Source organism: Alloyangia pacifica (assembly GCF_020524285.1).
Classification (GTDB): Bacteria; Pseudomonadota; Alphaproteobacteria; order Rhodobacterales; family Rhodobacteraceae; genus Salipiger; species Salipiger pacificus_B.
Genome location: NZ_JAIVKX010000008.1, coordinates 147896 through 165535 on the forward strand (window position 1 = coordinate 147896; position 17640 = coordinate 165535).

Below are 17640 nucleotides of genomic sequence, written 5' to 3' on the forward strand. Positions count from 1 at the left end.
CGCTGGGGGGTGTACTGGGGCTCTCATCTTCTGCGCTGTTTCCGGGGCCGATGCCATGTGACGTGTTCGCTGGACGAAGCGACACGAACATTGTCCGGACTTATTCAGACTAGTGTCAACGAGTCGGGTGTGACTCCACCGCGGGATTTTGCAGTAAGTGCACAATTGCCCGGAATCTGACCACCGAGGCCCCAGCCTTCTACGCCGGACTTATGCGGACGCCACGTCGCGGGCCTGCGCCCGCATCTGTCCCCAGGACAGCGCCGCTCCGAGGAAGCCCACAGAGGAGAACAGCGTGAAGCCGAGCCCGTAGTCGCCGACCAGCCCGTAGATGAAGGCAAAGCAGCTCGGCCCGAGGATCACCCCGACAAAGGTATAGACCAGCAGGGCGCCGGTGTTGGCGCCGACCTTGCCCTTGGGCGCGGTGCGCGCCGCGGCGGCGAGGAAGACGCCGTTCCAGCCAGAGGCGACGCCGCCGAGCCCGGCCAGCAGCATCACCTGCAGCGGTGCCGGGAAGATGCCAATCCAGTTCAGCGAGAAGAGAATGCACCCGGCGATGAAACCGATGATGCTCAGCGTCCGGAAGCCGCCGAGACGGTCCGCCGCCACGCCCCAGGCGACGCGGCCGATGGCGCCGAGCATCTGCGACGCCGCCGCCACGCTGCCCGCCGCCACCAGCGTCCAGCCATGCGCGACCAGCATCACGACGATGAAGGCCGTAGCGATGAGCTGCAGCGCCGAGTAGAGGCACCCGAGCAGCGCCAGCGTGCGCAGGCGCGGGTTCGACAGGATCGCCTGTTGCTCGCGCAGCATGCGGCGCCAGACGCCCTCGGTGGCAACGCCGCGCTGGGTCGGCTCGGGCCGGTCGACGAGCAGCGACCAGAGCAGCAGCAGCGCCGGCGGCACCGCCGCCAGCACCAGCGCGCTCTGCCATCCCGCGCCGAGCGCCACCGCCAGCGCGGGCAGCAGCACGTTGGCCACCACCGCCCCCAGCGGCACGCCGCTTTGCTTGATCGAGAAGACGAGGCTCTGGCGCGGGCGCGGCGTGGTGCGGTGCAGGATGACCGAGGAGGCCGGGTTGTTGAGCCCGTAGCCGATGCCGAAAAGCAGCGACGCCAGCACCATTAGCACGGGCACCGCGCTGGCCAGCATCAGCAGGCCGAGCACGAAGATCGCCAGTTCCAGCCGGATCACCCGCTCGGCGCGCAGGGTTTCGACCACGCCCCCCGCGAAGGCCGAGGCGAACATGCCCGCGAAGTAGATCAGGCTGATCTGGTAGCCGATCCAATGCGCGCCGATGCCGAGGCTGGCGGCGGCCTCCGGCGCCAGGGCGGTCAGCGCGAGGATGCTGCAGGTGGCCGCCACCTGCACCAGCGTCATGATCGCCAGCGGCTTGATCCAAAGGCTCGGCGCGATCGGGGCGCCCTGGGTCGACAAGCTGTCGCTCATTCGCGTAAAGTCCGGACTTGAGTGGAAGGCGAGTAGGAGGGTGTCGGATGCTATATCTAGATAAGTCCGTACTTATTAGCAAGAATGGGATCGACACCGAGGGGCGAAAGCGATGATGACAGAGCAGGACATCGACCAGGATCCGGGCACGTCTACCCCGCTTTACCTGCAGGTTGCGCACCGGCTGGAGCGCCAGATCGTTTCCGGCGAGCGCGCCGTGGGCAGCCTGCTTCCGCCCGAGGCAGAGCTTGCCGTGCAGCTCGGCGTCAGCCGCCACACGGTGCGCCAGGCCATCGCGCAGCTGCGCAAGCGCGGCATGCTGGCGGCCCGCAAGGGCGTGGGCACGCGGGTCGAGGCCGCCAAGCCCGACTGGCGCGACCGCTTCCGCAACGATTCGCGCGACGACCTGTTCGAATTCGCCAGCCAGAGCGAGTTCTTCATCCAGCAGAAGGAGCGGCGCGAAGTGCGCGGGAAAACCGCGGCCGAGATCGGCTGTCGCCCCGGGAAACGGCTGATCTACATGGCCGGACCGCGTCACTTCATCGGCGAACCTACGCCTTTTTGCTGGAACGAGGTCTACCTAGACCCGATCGCGCAGGAAGTGGTGGCCGAGATGACCGAGCTGCGGTCTTCGCTGTTCCAGCTCATCGAGCAGCGTACTGGCGAGCGGATTGAGGAAATCCAGCAGGAGATCCGCGCAGTGCAGATCTCGCCAGAGGTCTGCCATGCGATGAACCGGCCCGAGGGCACGATCGGCCTGCGCATCACTCGGCGGTACCTCGCCTCGGGCGGGCGACTGCTGGAATACGCGATCCAGACCTCGCCCGACGACGCCTTCGCCTATCGCACGAATCTCTCCGCCGAGTGAGCCAAGGGCGGGGGCTTGCGCGCTGCCCAAGCGAAGGCCAGCCCACGGCGCATCTGCACAGAAAATCATCAATGGCCCGGACGCCTCGCAAAAGTCCGGACTTTTCCAAATTCCCCTCTGGACCAGCCACAAGGCAGCCGGACTAAGTTCGGACATACAAAAACGAAACGTCCAGCAGGAGAATTCACATGGATATGGGTGTCTTCATCCCGATCGCGAACAACGGGTGGCTGATCTCCGAAGGCTCGCCGCAGTACATGGCGAGCTTCGACCTCAACAAGCAGGTGGTGCAGAAGGCCGAGAGCTACGGGCTGGAATTCGCGCTCTCGATGGTCAAGTTCCGTGGCTTCGGCGGCAAGACCGAGTTCTGGGACCACGCGCTGGAAAGCTTCACCCTGATGGCCGGCCTCGCCGCCGTGACCTCGGAAATCAAGCTCTTCGCCTCGACCGCCATCCTCACCCTGCCGCCCGCCATCGTGGCGCGCATGGCCTCGACGATCAGCTCGATCGCGCCGGGCCGCTTCGGCATCAACATCGTGACCGGCTGGGCCGAGGGCGAATACAGCCAGATGGGCCTCTGGCCGGGCAACGAGTGGTTCGGCTACCGCTACGACTACGCCACCGAATACGTGCAGGTGATGAAGGATCTTTGGGGCCAGGGCAGCTCGGACTTCAAGGGCGAGCATTTCACCATGGCCGACTGCAAGCTCTCGCCGCCGCCGCAGGGCGATGTGGAGATCGTCGCCGCCGGCATGAGCCCGCGCGGCATGAAGTTCGCGGCCGAATACGCCGACTACAACTTCATCCTCGGCGCGGGCATCAACACGCCCACGGCCTTTGCCGACAACGCCAAGATCCTGGTTGAGGCGGGCAAGGAATCCGGCCGCGACGTAGGGGCCTACGTGCTGTTCATGGTGATCGCCGACGAGACCGACGAGGCGGCGATGGCGAAGTGGCAGAAGTATCACGACATGGCCGACATGGGCGCGCTGAAGTGGCTCATCGACCAGTCCAACGTCGACGAGGGCCGCGACGGCACCTCGACCGCCAAGCACATGGCGGTGCCCGAGGGCGCGGTGAACTTCAACATGGGCACGCTGGTCGGTTCCTACGCCACGGTCGCCAAGATGCTCGACGAGGCCGCCGCGGTCGAAGGCGTGAAGGGCATCATGATGACCTTCGACGACTTCCTGCTCGGCATGGATGCCTTCGGCGAGAATATCCAGCCGCTGATGCAGTCGCGCAGCCACAAGCTCAAGGCCGCCTGATCAGCGCCCCATTCTGAGCTTGACCGGGCGCGGCGGCCCCTATGCTCCCTCCGGGGACCGCCGCGCCCACCCCATAAAACAAACATAAAAAGCACTCCCCTCCCCGCGATGACCGATCCTTGCCGGCTCGATGCCACCACCGCCCGCGCGCTGATGCGCGACGGGCGGCTCACCCCGCGCGAGCTGACCCGCGCCTGCCTCGCCCGCATCGCCGCGCGCGACGGCGAGATCCGCGCCTGGCTGAGCCTCAACCCGCGCGCCGAGGCCGAAGCCTCGGCCATCGCCGCCTCGGATCCGCGCCCGCTGGCTGGCATCCCCGTGGGCATCAAGGACGTGATAGACACGGCGGACCTGCCGACCACCCACAACTCCCCGCTCTACAGCACCCGCCGCCCGAGCGACGATGCGCCCTGCGTCGAGATCCTGCGCGCCGCCGGTGCGATCATCCTCGGAAAGACCGACACCACCGAGTTCGCCGCCGCCGGGCGCAACGCGATGACCGGCTGCCCCGCCGATCCGTCGCGCACCTCCGGCGGCTCCTCGGCCGGTTCTGCCGCCGCCGTGGCGGATTTCCACGTTCCGCTGGCGCTCGGCACCCAGACCGGCGGCTCGACAATCCGCCCCGCCTCCTTCTGCGGCACCCCGGCGATGAAGCCGAGCTGGGGGCTGATCTCGGCCGAGGGGGTGAAGCTCTATGCCACCAGCCTCGACACCGTGGGGCTCTATGCCCGCTCCTACGACGACCTCGCCTTGCTGGGTGATCTCTACGGCTTCCCGGAGGCTGGAATGCCCCCGGCCCGCCCGAAGCTTGCGCTGTGCCTGACACCCTATGCCGACGAGCTGGCGCCCGAGGCGCTGGACCTCATGCAGAGCCTGCCCGAACGGCTAGCCGGCGTCGCCGACACCGAGTGGCTGCAACTGCCCGCCGGGATGGGGGACCTCGACGCGCTGCACCGCTGCGTGCAGATGAGCGAGGGCGCCGCCGCGATGCGCAACCTGCGCCACCGCGGCGCGCTGGTGCACCGGGATTTCCTGAACCGGGCCAACCGCAGCGAAGGCCATACCGCCCGCCAGATGTTCGAGGCCTACGACAGGCTGGCGGACCACCGCCGCGCCTTCGAGTTCCTGGCGGCCCCCTATGACGCGGTGATCGCCCCCGCAGCGCCCGGTTTCGCGCCGCTCGGGCGCGGCGCGGGCAAGCCAAAGTTCAATGCGCTCTGGACGGCGATGCAACTGCCCTGCATTCATGTTCCAGCAGTTTCGCAACCGCTGCCGCTCGGCGTACAGCTCGTGGCGGCGCGGGCGCAGGACAGCCGGGTGATCCGGCTTGCCGCCCAGATTGCCCCGGCGTTGGCGTCCTCCCCGCCCGCCGTGACCGAAGGAAAGGACGACTGATGGACCCCAATGATTTCAAATCCGGCATGCGCCGCCTTGCCGCTGGCGTCTCGCTGATCACCTGCGAGTGCAACGGCGTGCGGCACGGGCTGATCGCGACCGCCGTGACCTCGCTCAGCGCCGAGCCGCCGAGCCTGCTGATCTGCGTCAACGCCTCGGCCTCGATCCACGAGCACCTGAGCGAGGCCGAGTCCTTCTGCGTCAACGTGCTCTCGCGCGAGCAGCAGGACGTGGCGACCCGCTTTGCCACCCCCAAGGATCGCGAGACCCGTTTCGAGATCGGCGACTGGTCCGAGCTGGAAACCGGCGCCCCCGCCCTGCGCGGCGCGCAGGTGAGCTTCGACTGCCGCCCGGCGCAGAAGAGCGTGTTCGGCACGCACACGATCTTCATCGGCGAGGTGGTCGCGGTGACCGACTGGGGCAGCGCCTCGGACCCGCTGCTCTACCATGACGGCCGGTTCGAGAGCCTCACCAAGACCGAAAGCGTCTGAGGTGAGCGGCGCGGCGGAGAATTACGCGGGGGTCTATGACCGGTCGGTGGGCTTCGGCGCGCGACCGGCGCTGCTGCTGATCGACTTTGCCCAGGCCTATTACGACAAGACCTGCCCGCTCTTTGCCGGCGCCGGCGCCGTCTCCGCGCTGGCCGCTGCGCTCGAGCTGCGCGCGGCCGCCCGGGCGGCGGGCGTGCCGGTCATTCACACCCGCATTGCGCTGCACCCGAGCGGCATCGACGGCGGGCGCTTCTTCGAGAAGGCGGCGCCGCTCGAGGCCTTCCTGCCCGGCCGCGCCACCGCCGAATTCGCCGAAGGGCTGGTGCCCGAGGACGACGAGCTGGTGGTGTCCAAGCAATACCCTTCGGCCTTCTTCGGCACCTCGCTGGCCTCGACCCTCACGGCGATGGGCTGCGACAGCGTGATCCTGACCGGGCTGACCACCTCGGGCTGCGTGCGCGCCTCCTGCGTCGACGCCATGAGCCACGGGTTCCGGACGCTGGTCGTGCGCGAGGCCTGCGGCGACCGCCACGAGGGGCCGCACGCGGCCAATCTCTTCGACATGAACGCGAAATATGCCGACGTGATCGGCATGGATGCCTGCCTTGCGGAGTTCGCGAAGTTAGGCGGCACCCTATCCGTCAGAGCCTGACGTCCCTAGCAGGCCATGACGTTTCGGGGGCCGGGTTTTGTGCCCCGGCGCCCCTTTTTTTCACTTACCGCGGCTCGAAGTAGTTCAGCGGGATCTTCAGGTAGCTGCGGCCGTTCGCTTCCGCCTCGGGCAGGCGCCCGCCGCGGATGTTCACCTGCAGCGCCGCCAGCATCAGCTTCGGCAGGGGCAGCGTGCCGTCCCGCTTGTCGCGCACCGCGCGGTACTCGGCCTCGGACGGGCTTTCCTTGAGGTGGATGTTGCGCGCCTTGTGCTCGGCCACGGTGGCGCAGCACTGCGCCTCGCGGCCCTCGGGGGCGTAGTCGTGGCCGACGTAGAGCCGCGTCTCGTCCGGCAGCGCGAGGATCTTCATCAGGCTATCATAAAGGTCCGCCGAACTTCCGCCCGGGAAGTCCGCCCGAGAGGTCCCGCTGTCGGGCATCATGAAGGTGTCATGCACGAAGGCCGCGTCGTCAGCGACATAGGTGATCGAGGCCAGCGTGTGCCCGGGACTGAAGATCACCTTCACCGGGATTCCGCCGACCATGAACGTGTCGCCGTCGGCAAAGAGCACGTCCCATTGCGCCCCGTCGGTCGGCAGGTCGGGCAGGTTGTAGATCTCCTGCCAAAGCTTCTGCACCTTCTTCACATGCTCGCCGATGGCGGTGGTGCCGCCGATCTTCGACTTGATGTAGGGTGCCGCCGAGAAGTGGTCGGCATGCGGATGGGTGTCGAGGATATGGGTGATCTCGATCCCGGCCTCCTGCACGTAGGCGATGATCGCATCGGCGTTCTTCGTACCCGTGGCGCCGGCCAGCGGGTCGAAATCCAGCACCGGGTCGACGATGGCGCCCTGCATGGTCTGCGGATCGTGGAACACGTATTGCCAGCTTCCGGTGGGTTCATCCCAGAACGTATTCACGGCGGGGCTCGGGGTCATCTCTGTCTCCTTGCTCTCAAGTGGACCCGGCCGCGAGGCCCAGTCACATTCATCATGCCGAATGTATATTCCCGAGGCGTGAAGTCACCCCCCAGGCGAGAAATTTTCGCGCCACAGCGTTCAGGGCTCCACCGCCTTGCGCGCCAGCTCCAGGAACTGCGCCTGTTCCGCCTCGGTCAGCTTACCGAGGATCTCCGCCTGCAGCGCTGCGACCAGGGGAGCGACCTGCGCCAGGGCGGTCTCGCCGTCCGCGGTCAGGCGCAGGGTACGGGCGCGCCGGTCCTCCTCGTTCACCTGCCGCGCCACCAGCCCCTTCTTCTCGAGCCGCTTCACCACCTCGCCGATCGTCGCCCGGTCATAGGCGATGAGCGAGGCAAGCCGGGCCTGGTCGATCCCCGGCTCGCGCGCCAGCACGTCGAGCGCGGCGTATTGCACCGAGGTCAGCTCCACCGGCGCCGATTTCATCCGCTCCGAGAAGACCGCGGTCGAGCGCTGGTTCAGCCTTCGGATCAGGTGGCCGGGCATCTGGCCCAGATCGTCGCGTGACGTCATGGGGTTAGGCTCCAAAATATGATACGTACACTTACCATATTGACTCCGCACCACACCAGAGAAATATAATACGTACACTTATTACCTTGGGAGGACCAGGCCATGCAGTTTCACCTGAACGGATTTCGCAGCGGAGACCCCGCCATTTCCGCCGCCCTGCCCGGGGCGGATCAGAAGGCGCAGGAGATCGATGTGCTGATCGTCGGCTGCGGCCCGGCGGGCCTGACACTGGCCGCCCAGCTCTCGGCCTTCCCCGAGATCTCGGTACGCATCACCGAGCGCAAGCCCGGCCCGCTGGAGGTGGGACAGGCCGATGGCATCGCCTGCCGCTCGGTAGAGATGTTCGAAGCCTTCGGCTTTGCCGAAAGGGTCACGAAAGAGGGCTACTGGGTCAACGAGGTCGCCTTCTGGCGCCCCGGCAACGACGGCGCCCTGCACCGCGCCGACCGCATACAGGACGTCGAGCACGACCTGTCCGAGATGCCCCACGTGATCCTCAACCAGGCGCGGGTGCATGACTTCTACCTCGAGATCATGCGCAATTCGCCGCGTCGCCTGACCCCGGATTACAGCCGCGAGTTGGTGGAGCTGACCGAGAGCGGCGATGCCGATTACCCGATGCGGGCAACGTTCAACTGCCTCGACGGGACGGGCACCGAGTCCATCCGCGCCCGCTATGTCGTTGGCTGCGACGGCGCGCGCAGCACGGTGCGCGCCTCCATGGGCCACGCGCTGAAGGGCGAGTCGGCGCGGCAACTCTGGGGCGTGATGGACGTGCTGCCGGTCACCGATTTCCCCGACATCCGCCTCAAGGCGGCGATCCAGTCCGCCGATCAGGGCAGCGTGCTGATCATCCCGCGCGAGGGCGGCTACATGGTCCGCATGTACATCGAGCTGGACGAGTTGCACGGCGACGAGCGCGCCGCCGACCGCGATGTCAGCGCCGAGATGCTGATCGCCAAGGCGCAGGCGATCCTCGCGCCTTATGCACTCGAGGTGAAGGAGGTCGCCTGGTGGTCCGCCTACGAGATCGGCCAGCGGGTCTGCGACGCCTTCGACGACGTGCCCGAAGACGAGCGCGGCAGCCGCAGCCCGCACGTCTTCATCGCCGGCGATGCCTGCCACACCCACAGCCCCAAGGCCGGTCAGGGCATGAACGTCAGCATGGCCGACACCTTCAACCTCGGCTGGAAACTCGCCGCCGTGCTGCGCGGGCGCGCCGCCCCTGCCCTGCTCGACACCTATTCCGAGGAGCGCCGGGCCAAGGCCAAGGAGCTGATCGACTTCGACCGCGACATGGCGCGGCTGTTCAGCGCCAAGCCGAAGGACGCTGCCGAAGCCGCGCAGTTCCAGCGCTACTTCAAGCAGCACGGGCGCTACACCGCCGGGGTCGAGACCCGCTACGATGCTTCGCTGATCACCGGCGGCACCGAGCATCAGGCACTGGCGGCGGGACAGCTTGTCGGCAAGCGCTTCCACTCGGCGCCGGTGGTGCGGCTCGCGGACGCCAAGCCGATGCAGCTCGGCCATGCCTTCAAGGCGGACGGCCGCTGGCGGGTGCTGGCCTTCGCCCCCGAGGGTGACAGCGGGCAGCCCGGCGGCGCCATCGCGCAGCTCTGCGACGCGCTGGCCCCGGTGATCGCGGGTTTCACGCCGAAAGGCGCGGATCCGGACAGCCTCATCGACCTGCGCGCGGTCTTCCAGACGCTGCACCGCGAGGTGCGACTCGAGGCACTGCCCGCCGCGCTGCTGCCGAAGAAGGGCAAGCACGGGCTGACCGACTACGAAAAGGTCTTCTGCCCGGCGCCGAACGGGCCCGATATTTTCGACCTGCGGGGCATCGACAGGGCCCGCGGCGCATTGCTGGTTCTGCGCCCCGACCAGTATGTCGCGCAGGTTCTTCCGCTCGATGCGGTGAACGAAATTTCCAAATTCCTCAACGGCTTCCTGCTCCCTGCGTAACCCCATGGAAGCCCTCGGGCCGCCGTCCTTGCGGCGGCCCGTAAAGCCCCAGGCCGCGGACCAAAATAATAGTTATTGACTATAACTATTATCCTCCATACCGTTCTGGTCAGGAGGAACCCCATGCCGCAGACTGACGACCTTTCCGAGGACCGTGGCAGGCCGACTGTGGAGGACACGGTGCTTGGCGAGCTGATCGGATACCGGCTGAAACGCGCCTACATGCAGATCCAGCCCGAGGCGCAGCGCGTGCTGGCCGAGGACGACCTGCGGGTGGTCAGCTTTTCGTGCCTGTCGATCATCGCCGACAATGCCGGGATCGTGCAGTCGGAACTTGCCGACGCCCTGCAGATGGAACGCTCGAACCTCGTCGTGATCATCGACGAGCTGGAACAGCGCGGCCTCGTGACCCGCAAGAAGGTTCCGACCGACCGCCGGCGCTACGCGCTGACGGCCACGCTGCGCGGACGTCGCCTGCGCGACCGTGCCGCAGACAAGGTGAGAACGGCCGAGGACCAGATCATCGGCCGGCTCGACGACAAGGACCGCGCGCATCTCATGGCCGTTCTGGAACGGCTCGAGGCGAAGACGCGCTGAGCGAATGCCGCGGGCGGCAGAGGAGGCCGGCCGCAGACTTTCACAGGGAGGAAAACCATGAAAACGCGTATTGCGGCGACTCTGCTCGCCTGCTCGATTTCCGCGCTGGCCGCCGGCGCCTCGGCCGAGACCATCCGCGCCACCAGCGGCTTCGGCCCCAACCATGCCGTCGCCAAGGACGTCTATCCGACGATGTTCAAGAAGCTCGAGGAGCTGACGGACGGGCGCTGGACGGGTCAGGACACCCCCTCGGGGCTGGTCGCGCCCAACGAGATGTCGACCGGCCTGCGCGACGGGGTGACCGAGTTCGGCGCGCTGCTGATGCCCTATTTCGTCGCCGAATACCCCGACAGCGTGCTGGTCTCGGAACTGTCGATGCTGGGCTCGAGCGCCGCGGTGATCAGCTCGGCGGTGACCGAATACATCGCCACCTGCGCGCCCTGCCAGGCCGAGTTCAGCCGCAATGGCCAGGTCTACCTCGGCTCGGACACCACGCCGCTCTATGACCTGCTGTCGACCAAGCCGGTGAAGACCGTCGAGGACATGGCCGGTCTCAAGGTGCGCTCGGGCTCTCCCTTCTACGCGGCCTTCATCGAAAGCGTCGGCGGCGCACCGGCTCAGATGCCCTCGTCGGAGCTCTTCGAGAGCCTCAGCCAGGGCGTGATCGACGCCACCTTCTCCTCGCCGCACGAGATCATCGCCAACCGCCTCGGCGACGTGGTGGGCTATGTGACCGAGATCGAGCAGGGCGTATTCAACGGCGCGGCGATCACCACCGCCGGCAAGATGCTCTGGGACCGCATGGACAGCGACGACCGCATGGCGCTGGCCACCGCGGCGCAATACGGCATCGCCAACGGCATGGCCGCCTTCGACCGGCAGATCGAGGAGGTCCGCGCCGGCGACATGGTCGAGTTCATTGCGCCCGACCAGAGCCTGATCGACGCCCGCGACAGCTTCAACGAGGAGCGTCTCGCCAATGCCGCGGCAATCCTCGAGGAGCGCGGCGTGAGCGACGCGCAAACCAAGATCGACCGCTACAAGGCGCTGATCGACAAGTGGGAAGAGCTGGTCACCCCCGGCATGTCCCCCGAAGAGCTGGGCGCGCTGCGGACCGAGGAAATCTGGTCGAAGATCGACCTGAATTCCTACGGCAGCTGAGCCTGACCGGCGCGCGCCGCGCCTCCCGGCGGCGCGCGTCCCTCCCGACTTTCCCCCTTCATCCCCCGGAGGATCGGATGCTTGCTCCGATTGAAACCGCCGTGGCGCGGATCAGTATGGTATTGGGCGGCCTCGTGCTGCTGGCGATGATGCTGCAGGTCGTGGTCGACGTGTTCATGCGCGCCTTTCTCGGCGCCGGCTTTCCCGGCACCTCGGACCTCGTCGGCAAATACTACATGGTCGCCGTGAGCGTGCTGCCGCTGGCCCTGACCGAACTGAAGCGCCGCCACATCGAGGCGACCGTCTTCACCCAGACCCTCACCGGCACGCCGCTGAAACTGGTGCAACTGCTGGGCTTCGGCATCTTCGCCGCGGTGCTGGCCGTGCTCACCTACGGCTCCGGGCTCGAGGCGATGCGGCAGATGGCCCGCGGCGCCTACATCGAGGCCGGCACGCTGCGCTTCGTCACCTGGCCGAGCTACTGGATCCTGCCGATCTCCTTCGCCCTCGCCCTGCTGATCATGGCGCTCCGCATCTACGAGGTGCTGACCGGCCGCTTCGGCGAGCACGACCACGATCCGGTCGGCGCCCTCGAAGACGTTTCCAATTCCGGGGAGGACATCTGATGGACCCCGTCACCATCGGCATTCTGGCCCTCGCCGCCCTGCTCATCCTGATCGGCCTGCGCGTGCCCATCGCCGCCAGCCTGATCCTGGTGTCCTTCATCGGCATCTGGGCGGTCGCGGGCCTCCGCCCGGCGCTCTCGATGCTCTCGACCATCCCCTACACCACCTCGGCCAGCTGGACGCTCAGCTCGATCCCGATGTTTCTGCTGATGGGCTACATCGCCTATCACTCCGGCCTCACCCGCGGCCTGTTCGAGGCGGCGCGGGTCTGGTGGGGCTGGCTACCCGGCGGGCTGGCCATCGCTTCGCTGGCGGGGGCCTCGGGCTTTGCCGCCGTGTCGGGCTCGTCGGTTGCCTGCTCGGCCGCCATCGGCCGCATCGCGGTGCCCGAGATGGCGCGGCAGAAGTACGACCTGCGCATCGCCACCGGCGCCGTCGCTGCAGGCGGCACCATCGGCGCGCTGATCCCGCCCTCGATCATCCTGATCCTCTTCGGGATCCAGGCCGAGATCTCGATCAACGACCTCTTCCTCGGCGGGCTCTTCGTCGGCCTCGCCTCGCTGGCCTTCTACATCTGCGCCGTGCTGCTCGTCTGGCTGCGCAACCCCGAAAGCCTGCCCCGCGCCGAGCCCTACACCATGGGCGACCGCTGGAAGAAGACCGCCGAGATCTGGCCGGTGCTGCTGCTGATCGGCGCGGTGTTTGGCGGGCTCTTCACCGGCTTCTTCACCGCCACCGAGGCGGGCGCCTTCGGCAGTTTCGTCGCGCTGCTGCTCGGCATAGCACGTCGCTCGCTGAGCTGGGCCGACTTCAAGGAAAGCCTGATCGACACACTGCTCTCGTCGGGCGCGCTCTTCATCATCGCTATCGGCGCGAACCTCTTCACCCGGCTTGTGGCCATGTCCGGCCTGTCGATGCAGATGGGCCTGTTCGTCGAGGGGCTCGGCCTCGGCACCTTCGCGCTGCTGCTGGTGATCGTGGTGATCTACCTGATCCTCGGCATGTTCCTCGAACCGATCGGGGCGCTGCTGCTGACCCTGCCGCTGTTCCTGCCGATCCTCGCCCAGCACGGCGTCGACAAGCTGTGGTTCGGCCTGCTGGTGGCCAAGCTGCTGGAGATCGGGATGATCACCCCGCCGGTGGGGCTCAACGTCTTCGTCATACATTCGGTCGCCCGAGACTACGTGCGGCTCGAGCAGGTGTTCGCGGGGATCGTGCCCTTCATCCTTGCCGACCTCGTGCTGGTCGGCGGCATGCTCGCCATCCGCGGCTTCTTCTGAGGACTAATCCAATGGACATCAAAGGAACCATCGCCCTCGTCACCGGCGCCGGAAGCGGCCTCGGCGAAGCCACCGCGCGGCGGCTGGCGGCAGAGGGGGCCAAGGTTGCGGTGCTGGACCTTTCCACCGAGGCTGCGCGCCGCGTGGCGGACGAGATCGGCGGACTTGCGGTGGCGGTCGACGTCTCGGACGCCGCCGCGGTGGAGGCTGCATTTGCGCAGGTCACCGACACGCTCGGCACCCCCCGCATCGCGGTCAACTGCGCCGGCATCGGAACCGCCACCCGCATCCTTCCCCGCGACGGGTCGCTGCCCATCGAGGCCTTCGAGCGTACACTGAGAGTCAACACGCTCGGCAGCTACATCGTGCTGAGCCATGCCGCCCGCGCCATGTCGACGCTGGAGCCGGTAGATGCGGACGGCGCGCGGGGGATCATCCTCAACACCGCATCGGTCGCCTATCAGGACGGGCAGATCGGACAGGCCGCCTATGCCGCCTCCAAGGGCGGGATCGCCTCGCTCACCCTGCCCGCCGCGCGCGAACTGGCCCGCTTCGGCATCCGCGTGATGACCATCGCGCCGGGGCTTTTCGAGACCGCCATGAGCGCCGGGCTACCGCCCGAGGCGCGCACCGCGCTGGAGGCTGGCCTGCCCTTCCCCTCGCGCATGGGCAGACCCGACGAGTTTGCGCTGCTGGTGCAGCAGATCATCCAGAACCCGCTGCTGAACGGCGAGGTGATCCGCCTCGACAGCGCCGTTCGGCTCGCCCCGAAATGACCGCCCGCCCCGAGTTCCCGAAGGAGACAGCCATGTCTGATCCCGCACAGTCCGACCACGCCAAATATCTGACCACCGAGGTGGACGGCCAGATCGCCACCATCACCATGATCCGCACCGACAAACGCAATGCCATGAGCGACGGGCTGATCGCGGCGCTGGAGAACGCCTATGTGACCCTGCCGAAAGACGTCCGCGTGGTCATCCTGACCGGCGCGGGCGGGCACTTCTGCTCGGGGCTCGACCTGTCGGAGCATGTCTCGCGCAGCGCCGAGGACGGTGTCTACCACTCGCGCAACTGGCACCGGGTGATGGAGATGATCCAGTTCGGCGGCAAGGTGACGATCTCGGCCATGGAAGGCGCGGTGATCGGCGGCGGGCTGGAACTGGCGGCCTCGACCCATGTGCGCATCGCAGAGCCCTCGGTGATCTTCCAGCTGCCCGAGGGGCGGCGCGGCATCTTCGTCGGCGGCGGCGCCTCGGTGCGAGTGGGCCGCATCCTCGGGGCGGATCGCATGGTCGAGATGATGCTGACCGGCCGCAAGTACGGTGCCGAGGACGGGCTGCGGCTGGGGCTGACCCACTACAGCGTCGAGGCGGGCGAGGCGCTGCCGTTGGCCCGCAAGCTGGCCGAGCAGATCGCCGGGAACGCGCCCATGTCCAATTACTTCATGGTGCAGGCCCTGAGCCGGATCAACGACATGTCGCGCAGCGATGGTCTCTTCACCGAGAGCCTCTGCGCCGCGCTGGTGCAGACCACCCCGGACGCCGAAGAGGGGCTGAACGCCTTCCTCGAAAAGCGCGCGCCCGTGTTCCGCTGAACCGAACCGGAGGGAGGAGGAATGGACATGACAGTCATCGAACGCGCCCCGGCGGGCCTTGAAGCCCGCGCCGACTGGGCGCAGCGCCACACGCTGACCCGCTACGTGCCGCACAAGGTTGTCCGCGAAGACCGCGCGGATGGCACCATCCTGCTGCGCTCGGGCTATGATCTGCCCGAGGCTGTGCCCAACACCGGCGCATGGCTGCACGAATGGGCGGTGAATGCCCCCTATCGCGTCGCCGTCTCGGAGCGCCACACCGAGGGCCCGGGCTGGCGCAACGTGACCTACCAGGAGCTGCTGCAGCAGGTCCGCGCCATCGCCTCGGCGCTGCTGGCACGCGGTCTGGGAGAAGGCGACACGATCGCCATGCTCTCGGGTAATGGGCTCGATCACCTGCTGGTCTCGCTGGCCTCGCAATACATCGGCGTGCCGGTGGTGCCTCTGGCCGAGCAATACTCGCTGATCCCCGAGGCGCATGGTCGCCTGATCTACGTGCTCGACAAGGTGACCCCCAAGCTCGCCTTCGTCGATGACGCCACGCGCTATGCCTCTGCCCTTGCCCTGCCGCAGCTTGCGGAGGTCGAGGTCGTCGCCGCGCGCGGCGAGGCAGGCCGCCCGGTCACCCCTCTGTCCGAGCTGATCCATGCCGAGGAAAGCCCCGAGCTTGACGCCGTGCACGCCAAGGTCGGGCCGGACACGCTGGCCAAGATCCTGTTCACTTCCGGCTCCAGTTCCGACCCCAAGGGCGTGCTGACCACCCACCGCATGATGTGCGTCAATCAGGTGCAGATGCAGGTCGCCCTGCCCTTCCTGATGGACCACGCGCCGCGCATCACTGACTGGCTGCCGTGGAACCACGTCTTCGGCGGCTCGCACAACGTGAACATGATGCTCGCGCATGGCGGCACGCTGACCATCGACAGCGGCAAGCCCACCGGCAAGGGCTTTGCTACCACCCTCAAGAACCGCAGCGACCGCCCCGGCACGCTGGCCTTCAACGTGCCCGTGGGCTGGAACATGCTGGTCGATGCGATCAAGCACGACCCGGCGCTGCAGGCGCATCTCTTCAAGGATCAGCAACTGCTGTTCTACGCCGGGGCCTCGCTGCCGCAGGACGTCTGGGAGGCGCTCGAGCAGTTCTGCATCCATGCGCGCGGCGGGCTGCCGATGATGATCTCGAGCTGGGGCCTCACCGAGACCGCCCCCGCCTGCCTGATGGTGCACGAGCCCATCGGCCGCTCGGGGGTGATCGGCGTGCCGCTTCCGGGCGTCGAGGTGAAGCTGATCCCCGACGAGGACATGCGCTGCGAGATCCGCGTGAAGGGCCCCAACGTGATGCAGGGCTATTTCAACGACCCCGCAAAGACCGCCGAGGCCTTCGACGAGGAGGGTTTCTTCATCACCGGCGACGCGGTGCGCTTCGTCGATGCCGAGGATGCCAACCGCGGGCTGATCTTCGACGGGCGCGTTTCGGAGGACTTCAAGCTCGACACCGGCACATGGGTGCAGGCGGGCAACCTGCGCATGTCCGCGCTAAAGGAGCTCGCAGGGCTGGCGCAGGACGTGGTGATCTGCGGCCATGATCGCGGCGAGGTGGGCCTGTTCATCTTCCCGGTGCCCGGTGCCGCAAAGCCGGGCGAGGAGACGCAGGGTGCGGTCACCGACGCGGAGCTGATGACCAAGGTCGAGCTGCGCCTGCGCGAGATGAACGCGCATGTCACGGGTTCGGCCAAGCGCATCACCCGCGCGCTGGTTCTGGCCGAGCCGCCCTCGCTGGAGCACCACGAGATCACCGACAAGGGCTCGCTCAACATCAAGAAGATCCTGACCCGCCGCGCCGACCTGCTCGAGCGGCTCTACGACAACGAAGACCCGGGCCTGATCCGCGTCTGAGGAGGCATCCCCATGATCGACTTCGCCAAGATCCGCGCGATCGATTTCCACACCCACGCCGAGGAAGCCTGCGGCTGCCACACCGACGACGGCTATGACGAGCTGCAGTCGACCATGGCCAAGTACTTCGGCGCGCCCTGGGCGCATCCGCCGACCATCGACGAGACCGCCGCGCACTACCGCGAGATGAACATCGCGGCGGTGATCTTCCCCGTCGACAGCGAGCGCGAGACCGGCTACCGGCGCTACGACAACTACGAGGTCGCCGACGCCTGCGCCAAGAATAGCGACATCCTGATCCCCTTCGCCTCGATTGATCCGGCAAAGGGCAAGCTGGGCGCGCGCGAGGCCCGAGATCTGGTGGAGAACCACGGCATCAAGGGCTTCAAGTTCCACCCCACGATGCAGGGCTTCTATCCCAACGACCGCATGGCCTATCCGCTCTACGAGGCGATTGCCGAGGCCGGGGTTCCAGCGCTCTTTCACACCGGGCAGACCGGCGTCGGCTCGGGCATGCGCGGCGGCAACGGCATGCGGCTGAAGTATTCCAACCCAATGTATATGGATGATCTGGCGGTGGATTTCCCTGACATGCCGATCATCCTCGCGCATCCCTCCTTCCCCTGGCAGGAAGAGGCGCTCTCGGTCGCGCAACACAAGCCCAACGTCTACATCGACCTCTCGGGCTGGTCTCCGAAGTATTTCCCCAAGATCCTCGTGCAATACGCCAACTCGATCCTGAAGAAGAAGATGCTCTTCGGATCCGACTGGCCGATGATCGCGCCCGAGAAATGGCTTAACGCCTTCGACAAGGCCGAGTTCAAGGACGAGGTGCGCCCGCTGATCCTCAAGGAAAACGCCATGCGCCTGATGGGCATCGAGGCCTGAACGACCCACCCGCGCGCGGAG

17 protein-coding genes are annotated in these 17640 nt (G+C 67.1%); 14 read left to right on the top strand and 3 right to left on the bottom strand.

What is annotated here, in order from left to right; all coding sequences use genetic code 11:
* Positions 1–210: 210 nt before the first annotated feature.
* Complete coding sequence (locus tag LC039_RS12400) at positions 211–1449, bottom strand: MFS transporter (RefSeq protein ID WP_226624620.1); 1239 nt, start codon at positions 1447–1449, stop codon at positions 211–213.
* Between the two features lie 115 nt (positions 1450–1564).
* Here LC039_RS12400 and LC039_RS12405 point away from each other — a divergent pair, with 115 nt between their 5' ends.
* The 5 genes from LC039_RS12405 to LC039_RS12425 all read left to right on the top strand — a co-directional run bounded on the left by LC039_RS12405 (position 1565) and on the right by LC039_RS12425 (position 6123).
* Positions 1565–2317 (top strand): GntR family transcriptional regulator, encoded by a 753-nt coding sequence (locus LC039_RS12405; RefSeq protein WP_226624622.1) that lies wholly within the window; start codon positions 1565–1567, stop codon positions 2315–2317.
* A 188-nt stretch (positions 2318–2505) separates the two neighbouring features.
* A complete protein-coding gene (rutA, locus tag LC039_RS12410; RefSeq protein WP_226624624.1) occupies positions 2506–3585 on the top strand; it encodes a pyrimidine utilization protein A in 1080 nt (359 codons plus the stop codon).
* A gap of 108 nt (positions 3586–3693) precedes the next feature.
* Positions 3694–4980, top strand: coding sequence for an amidase (locus tag LC039_RS12415; protein WP_319003719.1), 1287 nt, complete (start codon positions 3694–3696; stop codon positions 4978–4980).
* Positions 4980–5471: a flavin reductase family protein gene (locus LC039_RS12420; protein WP_226624632.1), complete on the top strand. Its 492-nt coding sequence runs from the start codon at positions 4980–4982 to the stop codon at positions 5469–5471. Before LC039_RS12415 ends, LC039_RS12420 begins: the two co-directional genes overlap by 1 nt.
* Position 5472: 1 nt before the next feature.
* On the top strand, positions 5473–6123 hold the full coding sequence (locus tag LC039_RS12425) for an isochorismatase family protein (protein ID WP_226624633.1): 651 nt from the start codon (positions 5473–5475) through the stop codon (positions 6121–6123).
* Between the two features lie 64 nt (positions 6124–6187).
* Here the strand turns inward: LC039_RS12425 and LC039_RS12430 are convergent, their stop codons facing one another.
* Entirely contained in the window at positions 6188–7060 is an 873-nt protein-coding gene (locus LC039_RS12430) for an MBL fold metallo-hydrolase (protein ID WP_226624634.1), read from the bottom strand.
* A gap of 120 nt (positions 7061–7180) precedes the next feature.
* Positions 7181–7612, bottom strand: a complete 432-nt coding sequence (locus tag LC039_RS12435; protein WP_226624635.1) for a MarR family winged helix-turn-helix transcriptional regulator — start codon at positions 7610–7612, stop codon at positions 7181–7183.
* A 102-nt stretch (positions 7613–7714) separates the two neighbouring features.
* On the opposite strand from LC039_RS12435, the gene LC039_RS12440 reads away from it, so the two are divergent.
* From LC039_RS12440 to LC039_RS12480, 9 genes are all read left to right on the top strand, one after another.
* Entirely contained in the window at positions 7715–9574 is a 1860-nt protein-coding gene (locus LC039_RS12440; RefSeq protein ID WP_226624636.1) for an FAD-dependent monooxygenase, read from the top strand.
* Positions 9575–9697: 123 nt separating this feature from the next.
* Positions 9698–10171, top strand: a complete 474-nt coding sequence (locus LC039_RS12445) for a MarR family winged helix-turn-helix transcriptional regulator (protein WP_226624637.1) — start codon at positions 9698–9700, stop codon at positions 10169–10171.
* A 57-nt stretch (positions 10172–10228) separates the two neighbouring features.
* The gene (locus tag LC039_RS12450) at positions 10229–11332 is read left to right on the top strand and encodes a C4-dicarboxylate TRAP transporter substrate-binding protein (protein ID WP_226624638.1); all 1104 of its coding nucleotides are present in this window, start codon (positions 10229–10231) and stop codon (positions 11330–11332) included.
* Positions 11333–11409: 77 nt separating this feature from the next.
* The gene (locus tag LC039_RS12455) at positions 11410–11958 is read left to right on the top strand and encodes a TRAP transporter small permease (RefSeq protein WP_226624639.1); all 549 of its coding nucleotides are present in this window, start codon (positions 11410–11412) and stop codon (positions 11956–11958) included.
* Entirely contained in the window at positions 11958–13238 is a 1281-nt protein-coding gene (locus tag LC039_RS12460; RefSeq protein WP_226624640.1) for a TRAP transporter large permease, read from the top strand. Before LC039_RS12455 ends, LC039_RS12460 begins: the two co-directional genes overlap by 1 nt.
* Before the next feature lie 11 nt (positions 13239–13249).
* Positions 13250–14014: an SDR family NAD(P)-dependent oxidoreductase gene (locus LC039_RS12465; protein ID WP_226624641.1), complete on the top strand. Its 765-nt coding sequence runs from the start codon at positions 13250–13252 to the stop codon at positions 14012–14014.
* Between the two features lie 32 nt (positions 14015–14046).
* A complete protein-coding gene (locus LC039_RS12470) occupies positions 14047–14835 on the top strand; it encodes a crotonase/enoyl-CoA hydratase family protein (RefSeq protein ID WP_226624642.1) in 789 nt (262 codons plus the stop codon).
* 21 nt (positions 14836–14856) lie between these two features.
* Positions 14857–16731 carry a feruloyl-CoA synthase gene (locus LC039_RS12475; protein ID WP_226624643.1) on the top strand — a complete coding sequence of 625 codons (1875 nt, stop codon included), beginning with the start codon at positions 14857–14859 and terminating at the stop codon, positions 16729–16731.
* 12 nt (positions 16732–16743) lie between these two features.
* The gene (locus tag LC039_RS12480; RefSeq protein WP_226624652.1) at positions 16744–17619 is read left to right on the top strand and encodes an amidohydrolase family protein; all 876 of its coding nucleotides are present in this window, start codon (positions 16744–16746) and stop codon (positions 17617–17619) included.
* The last annotated feature ends 21 nt before the right edge of the window (positions 17620–17640 follow it).